This window comes from Idiomarina rhizosphaerae (assembly GCF_024159085.1).
Taxonomy (GTDB): Bacteria; Pseudomonadota; Gammaproteobacteria; order Enterobacterales; family Alteromonadaceae; genus Idiomarina; species Idiomarina rhizosphaerae.
In genome coordinates this window covers 500,804-522,230 of the sequence record NZ_JAMZDE010000007.1, presented here as the reverse complement: position 1 = coordinate 522,230, position 21,427 = coordinate 500,804, and the positions used below count along the sequence as shown (strand labels likewise).

Sequence of the window (21,427 nt, the reverse complement as noted above, 5' to 3'; positions counted from 1 at the left end):
GACATGGCGTCCCCGGCAGGAGTCGAACCTGCGACCTTTCACTTAGGAGGCGAATGCTCTATCCAACTGAGCTACGGGGACGTGCCGCGAATTATGCCAGAAGCTGCCGCGGGTTTCACCCTCAGTTAACCGGTACCACCCAGTCGTTCACCTGAACGTTGTGCAGCATGTTCCCTTTCGTCAACTTAGCGACGGCGGTAGATTGCTGCACCTGGGACACCTCAACTTCAAATTCACTGACTTGCCACTTCTGGCGATAACGGCCCTGGTCGTCGGTAAAATGGCTGGGCTGCACAATTTTTAGCTTGTCGCCGGTGTGTACGCCGTGCTTTTCGCCTAGGTTGAATTGAATGGTGTTGGCATCAACCGCAATAATTCTGGCGCGCACCGGTTTGCACACCACTTGTTCTTTCACGCCGGAAGCTAAGTCGCGCAGGCCGCTATCCAGTGCTGCACCAAAAGGTTCATTCCAGAATTGTGCGGTAGCAACATCAACATCGGTGGTGCGGTCAAAGGTCCAGGGTTGGGTGTTTTCAACTCGTGCCCGGGTAACCAGTTGTCCGGTGGTGGCATCGAGAAGGTACAGTGTTAATGCGTAATGGCGGTCGGGGTCGCTGGACCAAAACCAGCTAGATTTGGTATCCATCATGGCCAGGTCGTCAAACATGCCGAAAATAACGAACTGACTGTCATTAGCTAAACCAATGCTGCGGGACATACGACCTAATTCTTCCAGGTTCAGGCCGCTGAGTGCCTGGTCTAAACCGGCGTGACGGTGCAGGGTGTGGGCAATCTGCAACTGGCTGCCAACGCCGCCTAATTCACGGGCTAAACGTTCGGCCGCTACCTTGCCTATTTCCCAAATTTGCCCCCAGGTACCATGGGCGCGGTCGCGCAGCTCAAATGGCACAACGGTAACGGAATTTTTGTAGCTGCTGCGGGTACAGTCGCCTTCGCGGTTCCAGATATCCGCGCGAAGCAGAACAATAACGCGGTCGTCACGTACTTCTTCGCGAACTATGGTCACCTGGTCAACGTTCCCTTGGCTATTCCACTGGGTTTCGGTGTTTTGTAAAACGCCGTCTACCACTTGCTGAATACTGGAGATGTTACCACCAGAGGTTAATAATGCCTGCTGAAGGGCGTTTTCTATGGCTTTTTCGCGTGCGGCATTGGTATCACCATTAATAATGCGGGCAGTGCCCTGAGCTTCCACCCAACGCGCTTCGCTTGGCATAGCAATAAAGAAAACAGAGGTGATAAGTAGCAGGGTTTTCCAGTTCATGGTGTTAATGCATCCCAAGTGTCAGTTTTTAGTCGTTACTTTACTATCGGAATTAACTGCAAAAACCCTGCCATGTTTAACTCAATAAAAGTGGCGCTTAATAATAGACAACGCGTTTCACTTTTTGCTGACGGTTGGTGCTTTGATAAAGGCGGTGAACCTTTTCAAAATCAAGGCGTAACTCTGTTGCGTAGTATTCGCCTACGGTGTAGGTCTTAACCACTTCTGCGCCACGAATCACTCCGTCTACAGAGGCCTGAAAACTGTCGCGGTTTAAAGCCCAGTCTTCCACTGAGCTGCTGCCGGCAATGCGCTGGCCATAGACTTGCTCAGCAAGCTCGCGGTAGGCGGCTAATTTAGAGGCGCGCATGGCGTTTAAGTCTTTTAGTTGTGCATTTTCGCCTTGCTGAGTTTCAATAGGGGCGTAGCCAACCGCATTCAACACCGGAAATCTGTCTGGTGTCTGGGTGTCCCATTCAACGTGCTTTTGATCGTACACAATTTTGTTGTAAGCACTACAGCCACTTAATAACAGCACAGATGCAAATAGAGCGAAAGAGAGTAAATGCTTAGCCATAACGACCTCTGATTGAACAAAGTACTTATGGTTATAACGGCTGGACTGGCAAAATCTTTAGCGAATTTTCCCTTTACTATTGTAGGTAAGGGTATCTTTTCGTGCGGACTGTAAAATGGATTGTTTTAACTGCTCAATACTGTTTAGCGTTGACTGCACCACGCGTTCATTCACCTGACTTTGATGCTGAACGTCAGAGAGGGTGGTTTTAATGGCTGCAACCGCTTCAGCTAAGTCCGGGTCGTCTTTTAACTGCTCGTTGTCCGGGTGTTGAGCCAATTGCTGGTCGAGTTCGCTAATATGGATAAGCGTCTTTTCTTTGGCGTCGGCAATAGCATTAACATCGGCGTGTTGGCGCTCGACAATGGCATTAAGCTCACGTTGTTGTAGCAACGCAAGGTTTTCCAGCGAGTCTGCCATATCCTGTAATATATCGTTAACAGGCGCCAACACGGTCATTATTCGTTGCTGCCGTTACTGAACAGATCAGACTCAAACTGCGCCAGTTTATTGGCTAGTTGTTCAACGTTAATTTTGTACGAACCACTTTCAATGTCGGCTTTAATTTTATCAACTTTGGCCTGGTCAATGCCGCTGCTGTTCATTGCTTTTTCCTGTAAGCCACTCAGTTGTTGCGCTTCGCTGGTTAACGAAACGGCCTCACCACCTTTTTGCGAAACCGCAGCAGGCTTCGTCGGAGCATCGCTCTGTACTTGACGGTTGCTGGATTTGCTATCAATGTTGGCATTTTTCAGCCCGGCATTGTTAATGTTAATTGACATTGTTTTTAGCCTCGCTAGATAATATGTCTCGGTTACTTATCGACCACACTTAAAAATACTTTAATAAAAATTTTAGCACGTAGCCTGACGTTCACGTCAGGTTCTGGTTAAGTATTTTATAAATTAACAGTCACTTCATTAAGTCCTGTGACAACCGCTTGTATTGATTTGTTGGAACGTGCGTTTTCAACAACAACAGATTCACCTTTGAGGCCATCAGCCAGGGCTCTTCCGGCTGCAGTAATTCGCAAAGCTTTATCTTGTGCAACTATTGTAACGCTTTGCCCCTCACATACAAGACATGTATCGCTGGCACTTATTGCCTGACCTGCAGCAATGCGTTTTTTAATGCGGGCTCCAATTAAAGCTGTCATGTCAGTAAATACATTTGAGCGAACCCGATTAAGGTCAACTTCAGAAAAAACTAAATCACTTTCGCTTATCATCTGCCCCGGAGCCATAGGTGAGGCTGCCGCAACAACATTTTTATAGCGATAAATTCGAACGGGCACATAGGTGCGCCAGTTAGCTTTGCCGACACATTCAATTTCAATGGTAGTGTAGCTGTCGAGGTTGGCGTTAGTTGCCAGGCCAACTTTTGGTGGCTGCGCACAAATTTTGGGAGCCATGCGCGGGTCGAGGTTATTGGCAACGACTTCTACACGACCATTATCCGGCGCTGAAACTCGTTGCTCCACATAATTGTGAGCCAGCTCCTGTAACGCTTTGTAATTGAAACGCAGACTTTCATCTGAACCGCTTGTTTTTGCGTTAACGGAATTAATGCCACAAGTTATAAAAAAAATCGAACTGATCAGCAGCGATTTACGTACTATCATAAAAATTCCTGATGTTATCCGTTAAGGTTATCTGGTCGAGTGCCGAAAAAAACGGTATAACGTCAAAAGTTCGGCAGTTCGATGGTTTCAGTATGGTTAATGTAGATGTAAGCAAATACCGTGCCGAAGTAGAAGTAGCCTGCCACATAACAGGAGTGAACAATGGCTAGCATTCTCGATTCAGTGAATCAACGCACACAAATGGTCGGTCAGAACCGACTGGAACTATTAATGTTTCACCTAAATGGTAAACAACGCTTTGGCATTAACGTATTTAAAGTACGTGAAGTACTGCCATGCCCTAAGCTTACGGCTATGCCTAACCGCAACCCATTGGTTCGCGGTATTGCGCACATTCGTGGTCAGGCAATATCCATTATTGACTTAAGCATGGCTACCGGTGGTCGGGCGTTAACCGATGTTCAGAACCGTTTCGTTATTATTGCTGAGTATAACCGAACCATTCAGGGGTTTCTGGTTGAAGGGGTTGATCGCATTATTAACATCAACTGGGAAGACGTTATGCCGCCGCCCAAAGGTACCGGAAGAGATGCGTATCTCACCGCGGTGACCAAAGTGGAAGATGAATTAATTGAAATTATTGATGTGGAACGCATTTTAGCTGATATTATGCCGGCTAATATGGATGTCAGCGAAGAAGTTGCGAATGCACCTATCAATGTTGCAAAAGAAGACTTAACCATATTGATTACGGATGACTCTTCGGTTGCCCGTAACCAAATAAAACGTGCTTTACAGTCTTTGGGTATTACGCTCGAAGTCAAAAAGAATGGTAAAGAAGCTTTAGATTACTTAAAAGATAAAGCCAAGGAAGTGGGGGGCTTAGTTCATCCTCATGTGCCTGTTCTGGTTTCCGATGTAGAAATGCCGGTTATGGATGGGTATACGCTTACCGCTGAGTTAAAAGCTGACCCGAATTTACGCGATATTCATGTTATTTTACATACATCATTGAGTGGTGTGTTTAATCAGGCTATGGTGAAGAAAGTCGGTGCCGATGATTTTATTGCAAAATTTCATCCGGATGAGCTGGCGACCGCCGTACAAAAATGGTTGAACACAGAAGTTATTGCGTAGCCTGATGCTATTGCATCAGGTGCGATATTAGGCCTGACGTAAACGTCAGGCTACGGCCTCGGAGCAGACTTCGGTGCCAGGTAAGAATATTGAACCTGACGTGAACGTCAGGCTACGAAACGAATGAAACTGAAACGGAAGTTGTTTATATAACGTGATAGATCGCGAATTAAGTTTATCGGAATATCAGGAATTTCGTCAGTTCCTTGAACATCAATGCGGCATCGTATTGGGTGAAAGTAAACTGTATCTGGTGAAGAGTCGGCTGAGCCCTTTAATGGGCCGGTTTAATGTCGATTCGCTGGCGGAGCTTGTAAAACGCTCAATGAAGCTAAGTGAGCGCGCGTTGCGGGCAGCGGTTATTGATGCCATGACAACCAACGAAACCTTATGGTTTCGCGATACTTACCCGTTTGAAATTCTGAACGACCGTATTCTTCCTGAATATAAAAATCACACCGGCCCTTTAAAAATTTGGTCTGCAGCCTGTTCCTCCGGGCAAGAACCTTATTCTATTGCCATGACGTACTTAGAGTATAAGGCGAAAAACCCGGGAGGCCTAAGAGCTGGCATAAAAGTCACGGCAACTGACATTTCTAATAAGGTGCTCGAGCAATGCGCAATTGGTGAATATGATAGCCTGGCTCTTGCCCGTGGTTTATCGGCTGAGCGTAGAAATAAGTTTTTTACTGACGCCGAAACTAAAGCCGGCTCCATGAAGGTAAAAGACGAGCTTAAGCAGTTTATTCATTTCCGTCACTTAAACTTGCTGGACAGCTATTCTTTGCTGGGCAAATTCGATGTTATTTTTTGCCGCAATGTTCTTATTTACTTTGCCCCTGAAGTAAAGCGGAAAATTATTGCCCAATTCCGGCAATCGCTTAACCCCGGAGGCTATCTTTTCCTTGGTGCTTCTGAATCTATTTCAGGACTTACCGAGGATTTTGAGATGATCCGCTGCCAGCCCGGCATAATTTACCGAAGAAAATAGTTTCCTGCAGGAAATGTCCGTCTGAAAAAGTAACAATCCCTCCTTAAACTGGCACACTTCCTGCATTGTCTTCACTATCGAACACTGTGGAGACAAAAATATGGCACTTTCCATGGACAAGCTTATGGGAATACAGCAATACACGCTGGGTGTACGCACTCAGCGCGCGGAGCTTATTGCCAATAACATCGCCAACGCTGATACCCCCGGCTACAAAGCTAAAGGTCTGGACTTCCAGCAGGCGTTGCAACAAGCGCAACGCGGTATGGAAAATTACAAGCTGGCACGTACTCACGAAAAGCATTTCAGCGTTGAAATACAACCTCAGGGGACTGAAAAGTTCCGCGTACCTACGCAACCGGATACGGGCGATGGCAACACCGTTGATGTGCAGTTGGAACAAAACTTGTATGCACAAAATGCGTTGGAGTATGAAATGACCATGAACTTTCTTGATGGCCGCATCAGCGGTGTGAAGAAAGCCCTGGGCGGACAAGGGAGATAATAAGTCATGAGTCTGTTTAACATTTTTAATGTGACCGGTTCGGCTATGAGTGCTCAGTCAGTACGGCTGAATACAACGGCAAGTAACCTGGCAAATGCTAACTCAATCAGCAGCAGTATTGATGAAACTTATCGGGCCAGAAACCCGGTTTTTGCGACAGCTTTAGCCGATGCTAACGGCAATTACCGAGGCAATAGTCTGACGAATCAGACCCAGGCGGGTCAGGAAGCGGGTGTCAAAGTACTGGGTATTGTGGAAAGCCAGGATCCGCTGCAAATTGAGTATGCTCCAAATCATCCTATGGCTGACGAAAGCGGTTATATCTACCGTCCAAACGTCAACACCATGGAAGAAATGGCAAATATGATTTCGGCTTCGCGTTCCTACCAGACAAACGTACAGGTAGCGGACACTGCCAAAACAATGACACAACGTTTATTGCGTCTGGGTCAAGGGTAAGCAGGAGATAACAAATGGAAGGCGTAAGCACTAATTCCTACATCGACAGCATGAAGTGGAAGAAAGAAGACGATGCCAGATATGCTGATCCAGATGAGCGGAGCAAGCTTGAGCAGGAAGACTTCTTCAAGCTGTTAACCGAGCAGTTGAATATGCAGGACCCGTCTAAGCCGGTCGAAAATGATCAGATGATTGCTCAAATGACCAGTTTCACTATGGCAGAGGGAATAACCGGTCTCTCTGAGCGTTTTGACCAATTTGCCAGTGACATGACGTCAAATCAGGCGTTGCAGGCTTCAACTATGGTTGGTCGTAAAGTGTTGGTGCCAACGGATAAGGCTAACCTCGAGTCAGGCGCGGGAGTTACCGGTATGATAGCCACTCCGCAAACGGCCCAAAATGTGAAGATAAGTATCAAAGACTCAACCGGCGCTACCGTCAAGACCATTGAAATTGGCGATATGGCTCAGGGAACTAAAGAGTTTGAATGGGACGGGAAGATGTCAAACGGCGAAGAAGCTCCTGCCGGTAACTACTCTTTCTCCGTGAATGCCCAAGTGGCGGGGCAGACTGAAGAATTACCCATACAGATGCACGCTCGTGTGCAAAGTGTCAGCACCGGCGGTGACCGCGGTGTGGTTTTGAATCTTAAAGGATTAGGTGGCATCAAGCTTTCTGATGTGACTGAAATTAGCTAACAGGTGAGGTGACTTATGTCATTTAATATTGCACTCAGCGGTATCAACGCATCACAAAAAGACTTAGATGTAACCGCGAATAACATATCAAACGTAAAAACAACGGGTTTTAAGCAGTCTCGTGCTGAATTTGCTGATGTTTATGCTACCAGTATTTTTAATGCGGGTAACACTAAGGTTGGTGATGGTGTTTTGACCTCATCAGTTGCGCAGCAATTTAGTCAGGGAACTCTGGACTTTACAGAAAACTCGTTGGACATGGCTATTAGTGGTAACGGATTTTTTGCTACCACTGATGGGTTAGGTTCTCGCGACATGACTTACACTCGTTCAGGCGCTTTTAAGCTTAACGAAGATAAATTTATTGTCGATAATCAGGGCAATTACCTGCAGGGCTATCAGGTCGATCGCAATAGTGGCACAAACTCCTCTACTGCATTGGCGACGACTCAGCCTATCCGTATTCCGGATGTTGCAGGCGCGCCGCAAAGTACCGACAACGTGTTTACCGCGTTTAACGTGGATGCGCGTCGTTCACCAATTGATGGAACGGCTAACCCATTTGATCCTGAAACACCAAGTACTTACCACAGCTCTACGTCCGCTACGATTTATGATTCACTAGGTGAATCCCATACGTTGTCAACTTATTATGTGAAGCGCGGCAACAACCAGTGGGATGTTTATGCGACCTTTGACGGCGACGAAATTGACTTAGCGCCAACAGGCACTGCGACATCGACGCCAGCCGCAAGGGACTCTGTTAATGGCTATTCAGGTTTAGAAATAAACTTTTTAGGCAGTGGTGAACCGGACGTGCCTGCAGGACAGATAACATTTGATCCGGGCACTATCGACTTATCTGGTAACAACGCCGATGGTGACCCCTATCTGAATAACGGTGCGTCCGCACAAACGGTTCAGTTTAACTTTCAGGATTTGAGCGGCACAACAAGCCCGACGCAGTTTGCATCGGACTTTGAAGTAACCAACCTGGATCAGGACGGTAGTACTGTTGGTCGTTTGACTAACGTGGATATTGATAAGGCAGGATTAATTGCTGCAACCTACTCTAATGGTGATGTCCAGTATTTAGGACAGGTTGCGATTGTCCGTTTTGCTAATGAGCAAGGCTTAACCCAGATAGGCAGTACAAAGTGGCGGGAAAGCATTGATTCTGGCGAGCCTTTAGCTGGTGAAGCCAACACCGGTACTTTTGGTGGTATTGAAGCATCAGCACTGGAAAACTCTAACGTTAATCTGACCAAAGAACTGGTTGATTTGATAACAGCGCAGCGTAACTTCCAGGCGAACTCGCGTTCGTTAGAGGTTAACAACACTATTAACCAGACGATTCTTCAGATTCGATAATAACTTCTCGGTTATTAGCTTAAAAAAGACGCCTTCGGGCGTCTTTTTGTTTTTGGCATGAAATCTGCATTATCTACATTATAGAACCCAGATGACAAAATTTTGGCTGGAGGTCAGCTATGGACAAGATGCTATGGGTAGCAATGAGCGGCGCGAAAGAAAATATGAATGCTGTCGCTGTTCGTGCCAACAACTTAGCTAACGCCAATACCACGGCGTTTAAAGGCGACTTGCAACAGGCGCGGGCCATGCAAGCCTTTGGCGAAGGTTTGCCAACACGGGTCTTTTCTATGACGGAAAGCCCCGGGCAAAATTTTGCCAGTGGAGCAATACAGACAACCGGCCGGAACATGGATGTTGCCATTAAAGATCAGGGCTGGATTGCAGTCGATGATGGCAGCGGTAATGAACGTTATACCCGAAACGGTAGCCTGGAAGTCGGCACTGATGGCTTGTTGAAAAACTCAACAGGGCAGACGGTGCTCGGCAATAACGGCCCCATATTTGTACCCATGCCGATAGATAACCTGGCTATTGGTTCAAACGGAAATATCTCGATACGTCCGATGGGGGCTCCGGCGAATGCGATGGAAGTGATTGACCGCATTAAATTAGTTAACCCGCCGAACGGCAATATGGAAAAAGGTAACGGTGGCTTATTTAAGTTAAAAGATGACCAGCAAGCCTTAGCCGATGCCAATGTCAAACTGCAAATTGGCGCTCTGGAAGGCAGTAACGTGAATAGCGTCGAAGAAATGACGCATTTGATTGCTCTGCAGCGCCAATATGAAATGAACGTCAAATTAATGAAAACGGCCGATGAGAACGCCCAGCGTTCCGAGTCGCTGATGAGAATGAGCTAAGTTTAGCCCAGGAGAAAGACCATGAACCCAGCATTATGGATAAGTAAAACCGGATTGGACGCGCAGCAGCGCGATATTTCAGTTATTTCTAACAACCTGGCGAACTCCAGCACCATCGGCTTTAAAAAGAGTCGGGCGGTGTTCGAAGATTTGTTGTACCAGAATATTAACCAGCCGGGTGGGCAGTCGGCACAAGACACCGAATTACCTAATGGTTTAATGCTGGGCGCCGGGACCAAAGTTGTTGCGACGCAAAAATCCCATACTCAGGGCAACGTGCAGACCACCGATAACTCGCTTGATGTGATGATTGACGGCAAAGGCTTCTTTCAGGTGTTAATGCCGGATGGCAATATTTCCTATACCCGTAATGGTCAGTTTTCTTTAAATGAAGAAGGGGAAATTGTGACGTCGGGTAATGGTTATACCATTGAACCTGCTATTCAGATACCGGAAGACGCTATGTCGGTCAGTATTTCACAAGAAGGTGAGGTTACTGTTACGCAGCCTGGTAACCCGGATAACGTGGTGGTTGGTCAGATTAACCTGGTTAACTTTATCAATCCGGCCGGTTTACAACCTATGGGACAAAACCTTTATAAAGAAACCGCAGTAAGTGGTGCTCCTTTAGAGGCGGTTCCGGGTGTTGACGGAATGGGTAACACCATTCAGGGCGCGCTGGAAACTTCGAATGTGAATGTGACTGAAGAGTTGGTGAACTTAATTGAGAGCCAGCGCGGCTACGAGATGAATTCTAAAGTGATTTCGTCTGTGGATCAGATGCTGAGTTACATTAACCAGCAGCTTTAATTGTTGTCGTCATTAAATAATAGCGGGTGACTTTATGCGTTCTTTACTTATTTCTTTAACCGCATTGGTTTTAGCCGGTTGTGTGCAAACGCCGCATAAACCCATGCCGGATGACCCATATTACGCACCCGTATTGCCGGAAGAGCGTGCTCAGCCTGTGGTGCCAACTGGTTCTCTGTTTCAGGATGCTTACGCGGATAATTTGTATTCCGATATTAAAGCTCGCCGGTTAGGTGACATTATTACGGTCACTTTGCGGGAACAAACGACAGCCAGCAAAACGGCTACGACGGAAACATCAAAAGAGAGTACAGCTGAATTAGCTGCCCCCACGGCGTTTGGACGTAATATCACCGTTGGCGGTAACCCGCTGTCTGCCGGTATTAATGGCACTCGAGAATTCAGTGGTGACGGCAGCTCAGACCAAAGTAATCAGTTGAATGGTGAAATTACCGTAACAGTTATAAAAGTGCTGCCAAACGGTAACTTAATTGTTCGTGGTGAAAAGTGGATGCGCATTAATACGGGTGACGAGTACATTCGTTTAACCGGCATGATCCGTCCCCAGGATATAACAGCAGCAAACCAAATCCCGTCAACCCGTGTCGCCAATGCGCGCATTGAATACTCGGGTACCGGTAGTCTGGCTCAGGTTCAGGAGCAGGGGTGGTTAACTCGCTTCTTTAACAGCCCGATATGGCCATTCTAAGGAGTAAGGTATGAGAACGCTTAAAATTTTTGCGCTGGCGGTAAGTTTATTGTCAATGCTTGCGGCACCGGTACAGGCTTCGCGTATAAAAGACATTGCTTCGGTTCAGGGAGTTCGTTCTAACCAACTAATTGGTTATGGTTTAGTAGTCGGTCTGCCTGGTACCGGAGAACAAACGCCGTTCACCGATCAGACTTTCCGTACCATGCTGGGCAACTTCGGTATTAATATTCCGGCAAATGAACGTCCAAAAATTGATAATGTCGCGGCAGTTGCCGTGCATGCAGAGTTACCAGCCTTTGCTAAACCCGGGCAAAAAATTGATGTGACGGTGTCTTCTGTTGGCAGCGCTGATGGTTTAACCGGCGGCACTTTGATGCAGACTTTTTTAAAAGGCGCCAATGGGGAAGTTTATGCGGTAGCGCAGGGCAGCCTTATTGTAGGTGGCCTGGGGGCTGAAGGTAACGACGGCTCTCGTATAGTTATTAATACGCCGACTGTCGGTCGTATTCCTAATGGTGGCGTTGTTGAGCGTGAAGTGCGCTCTGGTTTTGGCTCATCCGATTATCTTACTTTTAACTTGCATCAGTCTGACTTCACGACTGCTAAGCGTATGGCGCAAACTATTAATAATTTAGTTGGCGACGGCACCGCACAGGCCATAGACGCAACCTCGGTACGAGTACGAGCTCCCCGTGACTTAAGTCAGCGCGTGAGCTACATGTCGACCCTTGAAAATCTGGAAGTTCAGCAGGCATCTGCGTCAGCGAAAATTATTGTGAACGCGCGTACCGGCACCATTGTAGTGGGTCAGAACGTCGAGTTGAGACCAGCAGCCGTGGCTCACGGTAACATGCAGGTTACCATTGCTGAGAATGTGAACGTCGATCAGCCGAATCCATTTGCTGACGGTGAGACAGCTATAACGCCGCAGTCGATTATCGACGTGAATCAGGAAGATGCACGCATGTTTGTATTCCAGCCGGGTACAACATTGAATGATTTAGTGCGAGCGGTGAATCAAATAGGTGCAGCTCCCGGCGACATGATTGCCGTGTTGGAAGCATTGAAGCAGGCTGGTGCAATATCCGGCGAGCTGATAGTGATTTAATGGCGGTTTAAGCTATGACGGTTTCAGACTCTCATCTAAAACAAGCGCAACACGCTATGGATACGCACAGCCTTGACGGGCTGCGTCAGCGTGCGTTTAAACCGGGTGATAAAGAAGCGTTGATGGAAGCCGCGCAGCAGTTTGAAGCCATATTCCTGAACATGGTCATGGGCAGTATGCGTAAGGCCAATGCGGTGTTTGAGAAAGACAATTTATTGGACAGTCGCTATACCAATATGTACCGCGATATGTATGACCAGCAGTTGACCTCGGAGCTTTCTAGTCAGGGAAGCTTAGGTTTAGCCGAACTGATGGTAAAACAGTTGGGTGGTGATGACAGTTATGTTCCCGCGTCAATGAATCGTCATGGCGCCAATCTTGATGACCCGCGTATGAAGAATCGCGTGGATAAACCAACAGACTCGCAAAAGTTAAGCGACCAGGGCGGCATTGATGCGGGTTTGTATTATGGTAATCAGCGCGTTAATACTGCGAAGTTGAGTGACGGGAATGCCACTTTTGATTCACCCGAGAGCTTCATTGCGGCACTGAAACCTCATGCGGAACGCATTGCGAAAGAGGCTGGGCTGAATCCGGATGTTTTAATGGCTCAGGCTGCATTGGAAACCGGGTGGGGTAAACGTTTAATACCCGGAAAGCACGGTGGTTCCAGCAATAACTTATTTAATATTAAAGCTGATACGCGCTGGGACGGTGATAAGTCTCACGTTAGCACCCTGGAGTTTGATGGCGAAGTTGCCCGAAAAGAACGTGCAGCGTTTCGTTCATACGCTAATGTGGAACAGAGCTTGCAGGACTACGTTGACTTTATAAAAGAGCATCCGCGTTACCAGCAGGCTTTACAAGTAGCCGATGATCCGGCTCAGTACGCGGAGGCTTTACAAAGTGCGGGGTACGCGACAGATCCTCAGTATGCACAGAAGATTCAGTCGGTATTAAATAACCCGGCTTTTGTAGATAAAGAAATTTAGTGGTGCCGCAGGCGGCAAAAAATTGCCGTCTATACTAAATAATATTTGCTAGGTGCCGATAACGGTCACAGAGTAACTGGAGAGTCATTAATGAGTTTTGACTTATTAAATATCGGTAAGAACGGCATATTAGCGCATCAGCAAAGCCTGCAAACCACCGGTAAAAACATTAATAATACGAACACGGACAGTTATGTTCGCGAGCGCACTGAATACTTCGAGTCTTCATATGGTGGACTTGAGCGTGTGCGCGTGCAGCGGATGATTGATCAGTTTGCTAATCGCCAGTTACGTACCGATATCTCCAGGGTCAGTTACTACGAAGCCAACCTTCAACAGGCCGAGCAGCTAGACACCTTACTGGGTGACAGTACCACGAACGTAGCTTCTTCTGTAGAGAGCTTTTTTAACACTTTACAGGACGCAAATAATGACCCTGGTTCAGTTACTGCCCGGCAGTTAGTTCTTGCCGAAGCTGACGCTATGGTAACTAAGTTTAATGACTTTTCCAGTTATCTAAATGATCAGAAAAGCATTATTAACGACAGGCTAAAGCTATCGACTGACCGTATTAACTCGATATCAGAAAATTTAGCCGAGCTGAACTCGAAAATTCAGTCGTCAGGTGGTGAAAACACCGCTAACGGCAATATCAACGCCCTGTTGAACAAACGTGACGAGCAATTGCGTGAGCTTGCCGAGTTAGTGCAGTTCAGCACGGTTGAGCAAAAGAACGGCGCTATTGCTGTTAATTTAAAAAATGGACAGCCACTGGTTTTAGAAGATGGTCGCTTTAATGCTGTGGCAATAAAAAGCAATCCGGATACCGAGCGTTTAGAGATGGTGCTTAGAAAAGAGCACAGCGGCGGCAGTATCAGTGAGTTTTATGTGCCAACCGATGAAGTCGGTGGTTCTGTCGGTGGTTATCTGGAATATCGTGATGAAGTGTTAATGCCAACTCAAAAACGTTTGGGGCAACTGGCAATACGTATTGCAGATTCAATGAACACCCAAAACCAAAAAGGCATGGATTTAGATAATCAGCTAGGCAGTAAAATTTTTGATTTATCTAAAACAGAATCACAAGCACTACCTTATTCTGATAATGGTGGTACTGGCGAAATAAGCGTGCGCGTACTGGAAGGTAATAGTAAGTCGTTTCCTTCTGAAAATTTACGTATTACCAAAACAGGTAACCCGGACGAGTATGAGATAGTTCCGGTGAACAGCGACGGCACCGTCGTCAGTGGTGCCGATACTATTACGGTCACTCAGGCATCGCCCGGCACAGTGGATATTGTTGAGCTGGGAGTTTCTTTAGATCTTTCCGGGGCTGCGAACGCTGGCGACCAGTTCCTGGCAAAGCCGGCTGAAGGTGCGGCGTCTGAAATTAGCTTGGCAATAAGAAGACCAGAAGACATTGCTCTGGCTAACCCTATTCGGGTGAAAGACGGGCTGGATAATCAAGGTGCTGCGAGTATTGAAATTAACTCAATTAACACCCCGGACGATTATTACGATACTGCTAATAACACCTTACTTGGCAGTGCTCCGGCTCGTATAGAAATAACCGGCCAGACAGGTAATGCTTATGACCTGGAAGTTTTCGATAAAGATGGTAATAGTATAGGTACGGTTACTGGAACCACGGATCTTAATGGTATTTTAAGTCAAGCCGGTTTAGCCGACCCCGACTATGAAGTAGATATTAATGGCGAGCCAGCGGTAGGTGATGAGTACACTATTGAGTACAACACCAACGGCTTTGATGACAACAGCAACGGGCAGTCCATGGCCGACCTGCAGCGTCAGCAGTTGGTTCGTCGGTCTGGTGGTGAAGAAGCAGAGCCCACTATGACTTTTAATGAAAGTTACGGTCGTTTGGTGTCGGATGTGGGAAGTCGAGTCAGCCAAAATCGAGTGTTGCGTGATTCAGCCGAAGCGATTAGGTCACAAACTGAGGCGCTTTATGAATCGCAAGCGGGTGTGAATTTGGAAGAAGAAGCGGCTAATCTTATTCAGTATCAGCAAGCTTATACTGCGTCTGCCCGAATCATTACAACGTCACAGGCTATTTTTGAGACGTTGCTGACGTCCTTGAGGTAATTACTATGCGATTAAGTACAAATTTATTTTTCCAGCGCGGTCTGGACAGCTTACAAACCTCACAAAGTCAGCTAGATAGAATTCAACTGATGCTGACTAAGCAGACTAAGATATTAAGTCCTGCAGACGACCCTATTGGTAACTCGCAAGTGTTGGCGCTGAATGAAAAAATTGGTCAGAACGAGCAGTTTGAACGTAACTCAGTAACCTTAGAAAACAATTTGCGCCGCGAAGAGAGTGTATTAAACAGCATTACTGATGCTATTCAGAAAGCTCGTACGCTGGCGGTACAAGCGGGTAATGGTAGCTACGACCAGACGAACCGAAAAGCTATTGCCTCTGAGTTACGCAATATTGAAACTTCGATTTTCGACCTGACTAATGCCCAGGACGAATCGGGAGAGTATATTTTTGCCGGTTACCAAAACCGCACTCAGCCTATGGAGTTTGATGATGCTACTCAGTCGTACCAATATGTTGGTGACCAGGGGCAGCGCACCATTCAGTTGTCGCCCACACTTTATTTGCCCGCGAATGATCCGGGCAGTCGGGCGTTTTCAAATGTGTCTAAACGGGTTGACTTTGAACTGACTGGTGGTAATGACTTTATTGAAAAAGTAGCGGTAACTGATCGTAATGCGTTAATTGCCGATACCGAAGCGCGGATAGCTGCCGGTGATCCCACAGACTTTACTGTTAACTTTACTGGTCCGGATACCTACGAAATTGATGATGGCGTCAACCCAGTGGTTGCCGGAACCGTTACTGACGGTAAAGTTGAATATAATGGTATGAGCCTGGAGCTTGATAAAGACAATATGCCAGTAGCCGGAGACTCTTTTAGCTATAGTATAGGTGAACCTGTTTCTCGTAACCTATTAACCCAACTTGGTGATTTAGCCAATATTCTGGAAAAGTCGGGGCCTGAAAGCAAAGATTTTCATGAAAGCGAAATAGCCTTTGCATTGGACGACTTTAATACGATTATTGGTGATCTGACCGATACTCAGGCATCGGTGGGCGCACGGCTGAATGTTATGGACAATGCTAAACTCAGTAACGCCGATATTGAAATAGTGAATAAAAAAGCGCGGTCAGATATTTCTGACGTAGATTACTCCGAAGCGATGACCGATTTAGTAAAAAATGAAACGATCTACTCAGCCGCTCAACAGGTTTTTACTCGTATCAGCCGCTTGAGTCTGTTCGATTATATCTGACCAATGTTGCGTAACCTGACATTCATGTCAGGTGAGATATTAAACCCGGTATATGTAGCCTGACATTTATGTCTGGTCATATATCCATCCTGACGTAAACGTCAGGCTACACAACAAATATCTAGCCCACATAAAAAATTCAAAATTTTTCAAAAAAATCCTAAAGCTCCCCAAACCCCGGCCGATACCCTTTGTGAGAGGAAACTTTAACCAGGCGAAACACGAAGCCGAACACTTCCTCCAGCTTGGCAACAACGATTGAATCCAAGCTTAGGCCAGAAACTGAGGAGCATTATTATGCCTTTATATGTAAACACTAACGTCAGCTCATTGAACGCACAGCGTCAGCTGATCAGCTCAGGTAACTCGCTTGACCAAGCATTTCAACGTTTGTCGTCAGGCTTCCGTATCAACAGTGCTGCAGATGATGCTGCGGGCTTACAAATTTCAAACCGTTTAAGCTCACAGGTTAACGGCTTGAACCAGGGTAACCGTAACGCAAACGACGCTATCTCAATGGCGCAGACTGCTGAAGGTGCTTTGGATGAATCAACTAACATCCTGCAACGTATGCGTACACTGTCTATTCAGTCAGCTAACGGCTCTAACTCTGATGAAGACCGTGGTGCTTTGCAGAAAGAAATTTCTAACCTGCAGTTAGAATTAACTCGTATCGCTGAAACCACAAGTTTTGGTGGTAAGAAATTGCTGGACGGAAGTTTTGGTACTCAGCAATACCAAGTAGGCGCTAACGCTAACGAAACTATTGGTGTAACCGTTGGTGACGTTTCCGGTGACGCTATCGGTAACTACCAGGGTGGTGGTACTGTAGGTGGTGAATTTGGTGATAATACAGCAGCAGCATTTGCAACATCTACCGCTACTTATGGTTTCCGCGTTCAGGGTCCAGATGGAACTGCTACAGTAACAGCCGCAGTTGGCGATTCAGTTACTGATATGGCTTCTAAGTTCTCTTCTTCAGGTACAGGTGTAAGTGCAACAGCTGAAGTCGAAGCTACAATTACAAACTTATCAGCCGCAGACTCTGGTACTTTGCAAATTGGTACTGCAGGCGATACTAGCGACTTCGCTCTTTCTGAGTACGGTGGTGATTTAGAGAAGCTGGCTGAAGATATCGGTAAAGCTGGTTACAACGCGACAGTGAATGATGCCGGTACAGAGCTAACTATTACTGCTCAGGATGTAGATGGTATAAGTATTACTGATGACGGTGATACTGATAACACTGTTCAGTTAAACGGCGGTGCAGCCAATGCTCTGCAAACAGCTAACGCACAACTGTCATTTGATTCTAAAGACTCATTTGCGATTACTGAGACAGGTACTGCAGGCGGCGTAGGTGCGTTAATTGAAGCTGGCGAAACGGATGTAACAGGCGCGTTATCTGCTGTTAACGCAATTGATATCAGCAGCTATCAGGGTTCTCAGGACGCGTTAGACGTTATCGACGGAGCAATTGCCCGTATTGATGCACAGCGTGCTGATTTAGGTGCGGTTCAGAACCGTTTCCAAGCGACTATTCGTAACCAATCGAACATCGCTGAAAACCTTGAAGGTGCGAAGTCTCGAATCAAAGATGCGGACTTTGCTGCTGAAACTGCGAAACTGACTCAGGCTCAGATCCTGCAGCAGGCATCACAGACTATCCTGGCGCAGGCAAACCAGCGTCCACAGGCAGCACTACAGTTACTGGGCTAATACCCGACTTAACTTAATAGTGTATAAAAACGGAGCTTCGGCTCCGTTTTTTTATGCCTGAAAGAAAGTTTGAGCATTAAAAAATGCTGGTTAAAAAAACTTCAAATAAAAGCTAAAGTTTATAGTACTCTATACCGATAACATACAAGGACAGGTGTTTTCATAGTCCGTTAACAACTTAATTGATGTTTTGATAGGGAACAGGTGATTATTATGGCGGATATATCAATGGATACCCGCGATTTCAGCCTCCTCTCAACAGGGAAAGGATCGGTACAAACACAACAACCTAAAAAGCAGGATGTGATTGATGCCGTTAGTGAGGTACAGGATAAGGTAGCTGAACGTACAGAAAAGTCTCAGTTAAGCCAGCCGCTGGAGGAACCCAGTGTTGGAGATATGGTCGAAGAAATTAATAAGTCCCCGATTATACGCAACACCAGTCTGCAGTTTGTCTTTGACGAAAAAGGCGAACCGCCGGTTGTTGAGGTTATGGATACTGAAAGTGGTGAAAAGATTCGGCAAATTCCTTCTGAGCTGGCGGTCAAGTTAGCTAAAGCTATAGAAGATATGGCCGATAACGAAGAAAGTCGGGCAGGATTGTTGTTCGATAACGAAATTTAAAGAGGTGATGGTATGCCATTAGTTTCATCATTGGGTGCTCGTTCAGGTTTAGACCTGGAGGGTATCGTTAAAGCGACACTTGAAGCGGAACGCGTTCCGAAACAGAACCGGCTTGACCAACAAGAAGGACGGTTGCAGGTAGAGTTGTCTGCAGTTGGTGAAATGAGATCGGTATTATCAAAACTTCAGGATGCTGCTGAAAAGCTCACCGAAGCTAGTTTGTTTACTGCAATGAAAGCTTCTGTTAAACAGCCTGAATCAGGCGATGTTATAACTGTTGAAAGTACAGAAGATGCCGGTGCAGGTAATTTTGATATTTCTGTGATGCAGTTGGCTAAAGGAAGTCGTGCTGTATCTGCGGATGGGGCTTTTGCAAGCGCCGATGACGAAGTGAACACCAATGCCGGATCATTAACCTTTGGTGCGGGTGACGAAAGCTTCACTTTAAATATTGAGGCAGGCTCAAGTCTGGAGGATATCCGTAAAGCGATAAATTCGTCCGAGGATAACTTTGGTGTCACCGCGGATATTATTAATACTGGGGACCAGGCGAAACTGGTATTCCGCTCGAACGTGAGTGGCGAAGGTAATAATTTAACCGTTACTAACGATAACGCTGAGTTCGATGCTATTTCTACCCAGGCTAATGGTGGTGCCCCAGGCTCAGGCGGTATGAGTATTGCCGATGCTGATAAAGCGACCGATGCGATTATTGAAATTGATGGTATCCAGGCGACCAATGACACCAATGTCTTTGAAAATGTCATTCAGGGCTCAACTATAACGGCGGTTAAAGAAACCGAAGGCACAGAAACGGCCAAGCTTTCAATTGCCCGGGATGATTCAAGTGTTCAAACGTCTATTGATAACTTTGTCAAAGCATACAATGGCGTGGTTTCATCGCTGAATGAAATTGGTGGCGAAAATAGTATGCTGCAAGGTGATTCCACTGTTCGCAGCTTAAAAGGTCAATTGAATAACATACTGACCTCGACTTTTGGTAATGAGCAAACTTTGTTTGATTTAGGTTTCGGACTGGATGAAAACGGTAAGCTGGAACAAGAGAATCCGGTTACTAATGTTAGCGATGTACTGAAGAATAACCCTGCAGCTTTAGAGTCTGTTATGGGCGGCGAGAACGGCCTTGCATCTCGTATGGAAAGCTTTCTAAACGGTTATGTTGGCGCCGGTGGCTCCTTACAGTTACGGAAAGATACGATTGACGAAAGTCTGGTTCGTGTAAAGGAAAGCCGTGAAGATCTCAAACTTCGCATGGAGTCTATGGAAGAAACGTTGCGCGCGAAATATCAGGCGCTGGATTCTTTAGTCGGCCAGTTACAAAGCCGTGGGAACGCTGTCAGTGCACAGCTATCAAACCTTCCCGGTTTCACCAGAGATAGTGATTAATTAGAGGTAATATCGTATGAATGCCAAGTTAAAAGGCTACACTAAAGGCTCTCTGCAAACCCGTGTTGCGGGTGCGGACCCTTATCAACTGGTACAGATGTTGATGGCGGGTGTGCTGGAGAACCTGAATTACGCCAAAGGTGCTATTCAACGAAAAGACTTAGAAAAGAAAAGTCTTTATTTAAGTAAGGCTCAGGCCATTGTCGATTCTTTGCGCTATAGCCTGGATGACACCGCCGGATCTGATGCTGCTGGTAACTTACGTGAGCTGTACATGTATATGAGTACGCGTATTGCCGATGCATCTATTGAGTTAGACACTGACATTATTGATGAAGTAGCGCGTTTGATGCTGGATATTAAAGGTGCGTGGGATCAAATTCCAGTGGAGCAGCGCGACGTTGCTATGAGTCAGATGCAACAAGCTTCGGGCGCTTAAGTGCGAAAGAGTCGATGCAGCCTGAAAAGTTAACAAAGTTAAGCGACCAGCTTAAGCAAGAGATAGCGGATTCAGAACTTGAATCTGCTAACGCGACGTTGGCCGAACTGATTAAAAGCCTCAACCATCTTCCTGACAATTGGCAAGAGTCTCAGCAGTGGGTAACTGTTGTTGCTGAAGCAGACAAATACCTGACTGAAATTCAGCCAACACTGGAAGCAGAACAAGAAAAGGCCAGAGCAGCTATGAGTAAAATCACAAAAAGCAAAAAGGGCGTTAAGGCTTACACTAAGTAAAATTAAGGTAAGTGGCGCAACAAGCTGTTACGACAGATATAAAAAAACCGGCATATTAGCCGGTTTTTTCGTTCCCTGCGCCTAAGCCCAGGTCAGTAATTCTTTTTACAGTGCTTTGATCTTAGCATTCAAACGGCTCTTATGGCGTGCCGCTTTGTTTTTGCTGATAAGACCTTTAGTTGCGTAACGATCCAGCATTGGAGCTACGTCTTTCATTGCAGTGTTTGCTGCTTCTTTGTCTTTTGTCTCAATAGCTGCGTTTACACGTTTAAGGTAAGTACGCATCATTGAACGACGGCTTGCATTGTGGCGGCGATTTTTCTCGGCCTGGATCGCACGCTTTTTAGCAGACTTAATGTTAGCCAAGGTGAACTCCTAAATTCATTAACAGAACGCTTCTCTTATAAAGGCCGCAGATTATGCCTTTTCTGCTGTAAAAGTCAACAGTGAAAAGGGAAAAACTCAGTGCTTTAACTGAGGTTTTGATAAAATAGCATCCGTCATTGGTCTCAGTTACAATCAAAAA

At 46.3% G+C, this 21,427-nt stretch carries 24 protein-coding genes, 1 tRNA gene and 1 pseudogene; 19 read left to right on the top strand and 7 right to left on the bottom strand.

Annotation, left to right across the window (positions count from 1 at the left end; genetic code table 11):
- Nucleotides 1-4: 4 nt before the first annotated feature.
- From NJR55_RS10220 to flgA, 6 genes are all read right to left on the bottom strand, one after another.
- Nucleotides 5-81 (bottom strand) — tRNA-Arg (locus tag NJR55_RS10220).
- Nucleotides 82-121: 40 nt separating this feature from the next.
- Nucleotides 122-1,285, bottom strand: a complete 1,164-nt coding sequence (locus tag NJR55_RS10215; protein ID WP_253619836.1) for a flagellar assembly protein FlgT — start codon at nucleotides 1,283-1,285, stop codon at nucleotides 122-124.
- 97 nt (nucleotides 1,286-1,382) lie between these two features.
- Nucleotides 1,383-1,862 carry an LPP20 family lipoprotein gene (locus NJR55_RS10210; RefSeq protein ID WP_253619835.1) on the bottom strand — a complete coding sequence of 160 codons (480 nt, stop codon included), beginning with the start codon at nucleotides 1,860-1,862 and terminating at the stop codon, nucleotides 1,383-1,385.
- A gap of 57 nt (nucleotides 1,863-1,919) precedes the next feature.
- Nucleotides 1,920-2,321, bottom strand: a complete 402-nt coding sequence (gene flgN, locus NJR55_RS10205; protein ID WP_253619834.1) for a flagellar export chaperone FlgN — start codon at nucleotides 2,319-2,321, stop codon at nucleotides 1,920-1,922.
- Nucleotides 2,321-2,644, bottom strand: a complete 324-nt coding sequence (flgM, locus tag NJR55_RS10200) for a flagellar biosynthesis anti-sigma factor FlgM (protein WP_253619833.1) — start codon at nucleotides 2,642-2,644, stop codon at nucleotides 2,321-2,323. Before flgM ends, flgN begins: the two co-directional genes overlap by 1 nt.
- A gap of 116 nt (nucleotides 2,645-2,760) precedes the next feature.
- On the bottom strand, nucleotides 2,761-3,483 hold the full coding sequence (gene flgA, locus NJR55_RS10195; RefSeq protein ID WP_253619832.1) for a flagellar basal body P-ring formation chaperone FlgA: 723 nt from the start codon (nucleotides 3,481-3,483) through the stop codon (nucleotides 2,761-2,763).
- 162 nt (nucleotides 3,484-3,645) lie between these two features.
- Between flgA and NJR55_RS10190 the strand changes: the two genes are divergently transcribed.
- From NJR55_RS10190 to NJR55_RS10100, 19 genes and pseudogenes are all read left to right on the top strand, one after another.
- Nucleotides 3,646-4,581 carry a chemotaxis protein CheV gene (locus NJR55_RS10190; protein WP_253619831.1) on the top strand — a complete coding sequence of 312 codons (936 nt, stop codon included), beginning with the start codon at nucleotides 3,646-3,648 and terminating at the stop codon, nucleotides 4,579-4,581.
- A gap of 154 nt (nucleotides 4,582-4,735) precedes the next feature.
- Complete coding sequence (locus NJR55_RS10185; RefSeq protein ID WP_253619830.1) at nucleotides 4,736-5,572, top strand: CheR family methyltransferase; 837 nt, start codon at nucleotides 4,736-4,738, stop codon at nucleotides 5,570-5,572.
- 100 nt (nucleotides 5,573-5,672) lie between these two features.
- On the top strand, nucleotides 5,673-6,077 hold the full coding sequence (flgB, locus tag NJR55_RS10180) for a flagellar basal body rod protein FlgB (RefSeq protein ID WP_153848901.1): 405 nt from the start codon (nucleotides 5,673-5,675) through the stop codon (nucleotides 6,075-6,077).
- Between the two features lie 6 nt (nucleotides 6,078-6,083).
- Nucleotides 6,084-6,536 carry a flagellar basal body rod protein FlgC gene (gene flgC / locus NJR55_RS10175; RefSeq protein ID WP_153848902.1) on the top strand — a complete coding sequence of 151 codons (453 nt, stop codon included), beginning with the start codon at nucleotides 6,084-6,086 and terminating at the stop codon, nucleotides 6,534-6,536.
- Nucleotides 6,537-6,550: 14 nt separating this feature from the next.
- Nucleotides 6,551-7,234 (top strand): flagellar hook assembly protein FlgD, encoded by a 684-nt coding sequence (gene flgD / locus NJR55_RS10170; RefSeq protein WP_253619829.1) that lies wholly within the window; start codon nucleotides 6,551-6,553, stop codon nucleotides 7,232-7,234.
- 15 nt (nucleotides 7,235-7,249) lie between these two features.
- Nucleotides 7,250-8,605: a flagellar hook protein FlgE gene (gene flgE, locus NJR55_RS10165; RefSeq protein WP_253619828.1), complete on the top strand. Its 1,356-nt coding sequence runs from the start codon at nucleotides 7,250-7,252 to the stop codon at nucleotides 8,603-8,605.
- Between the two features lie 119 nt (nucleotides 8,606-8,724).
- A complete protein-coding gene (locus NJR55_RS10160) occupies nucleotides 8,725-9,468 on the top strand; it encodes a flagellar basal body rod protein FlgF (protein WP_253619827.1) in 744 nt (247 codons plus the stop codon).
- 21 nt (nucleotides 9,469-9,489) lie between these two features.
- Entirely contained in the window at nucleotides 9,490-10,278 is a 789-nt protein-coding gene (gene flgG / locus NJR55_RS10155; RefSeq protein WP_011234393.1) for a flagellar basal-body rod protein FlgG, read from the top strand.
- Nucleotides 10,279-10,312: 34 nt separating this feature from the next.
- Nucleotides 10,313-10,987: a flagellar basal body L-ring protein FlgH gene (gene flgH / locus NJR55_RS10150; RefSeq protein ID WP_153848906.1), complete on the top strand. Its 675-nt coding sequence runs from the start codon at nucleotides 10,313-10,315 to the stop codon at nucleotides 10,985-10,987.
- 10 nt (nucleotides 10,988-10,997) lie between these two features.
- Nucleotides 10,998-12,098, top strand: coding sequence for a flagellar basal body P-ring protein FlgI (locus tag NJR55_RS10145; protein ID WP_253619826.1), 1,101 nt, complete (start codon nucleotides 10,998-11,000; stop codon nucleotides 12,096-12,098).
- A gap of 14 nt (nucleotides 12,099-12,112) precedes the next feature.
- Nucleotides 12,113-13,090, top strand: a complete 978-nt coding sequence (flgJ, locus tag NJR55_RS10140) for a flagellar assembly peptidoglycan hydrolase FlgJ (protein ID WP_253619825.1) — start codon at nucleotides 12,113-12,115, stop codon at nucleotides 13,088-13,090.
- Nucleotides 13,091-13,180: 90 nt separating this feature from the next.
- Nucleotides 13,181-15,196 carry a flagellar hook-associated protein FlgK gene (gene flgK, locus NJR55_RS10135; protein ID WP_253619824.1) on the top strand — a complete coding sequence of 672 codons (2,016 nt, stop codon included), beginning with the start codon at nucleotides 13,181-13,183 and terminating at the stop codon, nucleotides 15,194-15,196.
- A gap of 5 nt (nucleotides 15,197-15,201) precedes the next feature.
- Entirely contained in the window at nucleotides 15,202-16,416 is a 1,215-nt protein-coding gene (gene flgL / locus NJR55_RS10130; protein WP_253619823.1) for a flagellar hook-associated protein FlgL, read from the top strand.
- A gap of 297 nt (nucleotides 16,417-16,713) precedes the next feature.
- Nucleotides 16,714-17,124 (top strand): annotated as a pseudogene (locus NJR55_RS13800) (flagellin N-terminal helical domain-containing protein); the annotation flags it as partial.
- Between the two features lie 249 nt (nucleotides 17,125-17,373).
- Complete coding sequence (locus NJR55_RS13795) at nucleotides 17,374-18,135, top strand: flagellin (protein WP_420844466.1); 762 nt, start codon at nucleotides 17,374-17,376, stop codon at nucleotides 18,133-18,135.
- A gap of 213 nt (nucleotides 18,136-18,348) precedes the next feature.
- Nucleotides 18,349-18,759, top strand: coding sequence for a flagellar protein FlaG (locus tag NJR55_RS10115; RefSeq protein WP_253619822.1), 411 nt, complete (start codon nucleotides 18,349-18,351; stop codon nucleotides 18,757-18,759).
- Nucleotides 18,760-18,771: 12 nt separating this feature from the next.
- On the top strand, nucleotides 18,772-20,166 hold the full coding sequence (fliD, locus tag NJR55_RS10110) for a flagellar filament capping protein FliD (RefSeq protein WP_253619821.1): 1,395 nt from the start codon (nucleotides 18,772-18,774) through the stop codon (nucleotides 20,164-20,166).
- A gap of 16 nt (nucleotides 20,167-20,182) precedes the next feature.
- Nucleotides 20,183-20,605: a flagellar export chaperone FliS gene (gene fliS, locus NJR55_RS10105; RefSeq protein WP_253619820.1), complete on the top strand. Its 423-nt coding sequence runs from the start codon at nucleotides 20,183-20,185 to the stop codon at nucleotides 20,603-20,605.
- Between the two features lie 14 nt (nucleotides 20,606-20,619).
- Nucleotides 20,620-20,901, top strand: coding sequence for a hypothetical protein (locus NJR55_RS10100; protein ID WP_253619819.1), 282 nt, complete (start codon nucleotides 20,620-20,622; stop codon nucleotides 20,899-20,901).
- Nucleotides 20,902-21,006: 105 nt separating this feature from the next.
- Here NJR55_RS10100 and rpsT read toward each other — a convergent pair whose 3' ends face one another.
- Nucleotides 21,007-21,267, bottom strand: coding sequence for a 30S ribosomal protein S20 (gene rpsT / locus NJR55_RS10095; protein ID WP_011234382.1), 261 nt, complete (start codon nucleotides 21,265-21,267; stop codon nucleotides 21,007-21,009).
- Between the last annotated feature and the right edge of the window lie 160 nt (nucleotides 21,268-21,427).

Coding starts and splice junctions, on each gene's coding strand:
- NJR55_RS10215 (WP_253619836.1), bottom strand. CDS start 1,285: ATGAACTGGAAAACCCTGCTACTTATCACCTCTGTTTTCTTTATTGCT.
- NJR55_RS10210 (WP_253619835.1), bottom strand. CDS start 1,862: ATGGCTAAGCATTTACTCTCTTTCGCTCTATTTGCATCTGTGCTGTTA.
- flgN (WP_253619834.1), bottom strand. CDS start 2,321: ATGACCGTGTTGGCGCCTGTTAACGATATATTACAGGATATGGCAGAC.
- flgM (WP_253619833.1), bottom strand. CDS start 2,644: ATGTCAATTAACATTAACAATGCCGGGCTGAAAAATGCCAACATTGAT.
- flgA (WP_253619832.1), bottom strand. CDS start 3,483: ATGATAGTACGTAAATCGCTGCTGATCAGTTCGATTTTTTTTATAACT.
- NJR55_RS10190 (WP_253619831.1), top strand. CDS start 3,646: ATGGCTAGCATTCTCGATTCAGTGAATCAACGCACACAAATGGTCGGT.
- flgB (WP_153848901.1), top strand. CDS start 5,673: ATGGCACTTTCCATGGACAAGCTTATGGGAATACAGCAATACACGCTG.
- flgC (WP_153848902.1), top strand. CDS start 6,084: ATGAGTCTGTTTAACATTTTTAATGTGACCGGTTCGGCTATGAGTGCT.
- flgD (WP_253619829.1), top strand. CDS start 6,551: ATGGAAGGCGTAAGCACTAATTCCTACATCGACAGCATGAAGTGGAAG.
- flgE (WP_253619828.1), top strand. CDS start 7,250: ATGTCATTTAATATTGCACTCAGCGGTATCAACGCATCACAAAAAGAC.
- NJR55_RS10160 (WP_253619827.1), top strand. CDS start 8,725: ATGGACAAGATGCTATGGGTAGCAATGAGCGGCGCGAAAGAAAATATG.
- flgG (WP_011234393.1), top strand. CDS start 9,490: ATGAACCCAGCATTATGGATAAGTAAAACCGGATTGGACGCGCAGCAG.
- flgH (WP_153848906.1), top strand. CDS start 10,313: ATGCGTTCTTTACTTATTTCTTTAACCGCATTGGTTTTAGCCGGTTGT.
- NJR55_RS10145 (WP_253619826.1), top strand. CDS start 10,998: ATGAGAACGCTTAAAATTTTTGCGCTGGCGGTAAGTTTATTGTCAATG.
- flgJ (WP_253619825.1), top strand. CDS start 12,113: ATGACGGTTTCAGACTCTCATCTAAAACAAGCGCAACACGCTATGGAT.
- flgK (WP_253619824.1), top strand. CDS start 13,181: ATGAGTTTTGACTTATTAAATATCGGTAAGAACGGCATATTAGCGCAT.
- flgL (WP_253619823.1), top strand. CDS start 15,202: ATGCGATTAAGTACAAATTTATTTTTCCAGCGCGGTCTGGACAGCTTA.
- NJR55_RS13795 (WP_420844466.1), top strand. CDS start 17,374: ATGGCTTCTAAGTTCTCTTCTTCAGGTACAGGTGTAAGTGCAACAGCT.
- NJR55_RS10115 (WP_253619822.1), top strand. CDS start 18,349: ATGGCGGATATATCAATGGATACCCGCGATTTCAGCCTCCTCTCAACA.
- fliD (WP_253619821.1), top strand. CDS start 18,772: ATGCCATTAGTTTCATCATTGGGTGCTCGTTCAGGTTTAGACCTGGAG.
- fliS (WP_253619820.1), top strand. CDS start 20,183: ATGAATGCCAAGTTAAAAGGCTACACTAAAGGCTCTCTGCAAACCCGT.
- NJR55_RS10100 (WP_253619819.1), top strand. CDS start 20,620: ATGCAGCCTGAAAAGTTAACAAAGTTAAGCGACCAGCTTAAGCAAGAG.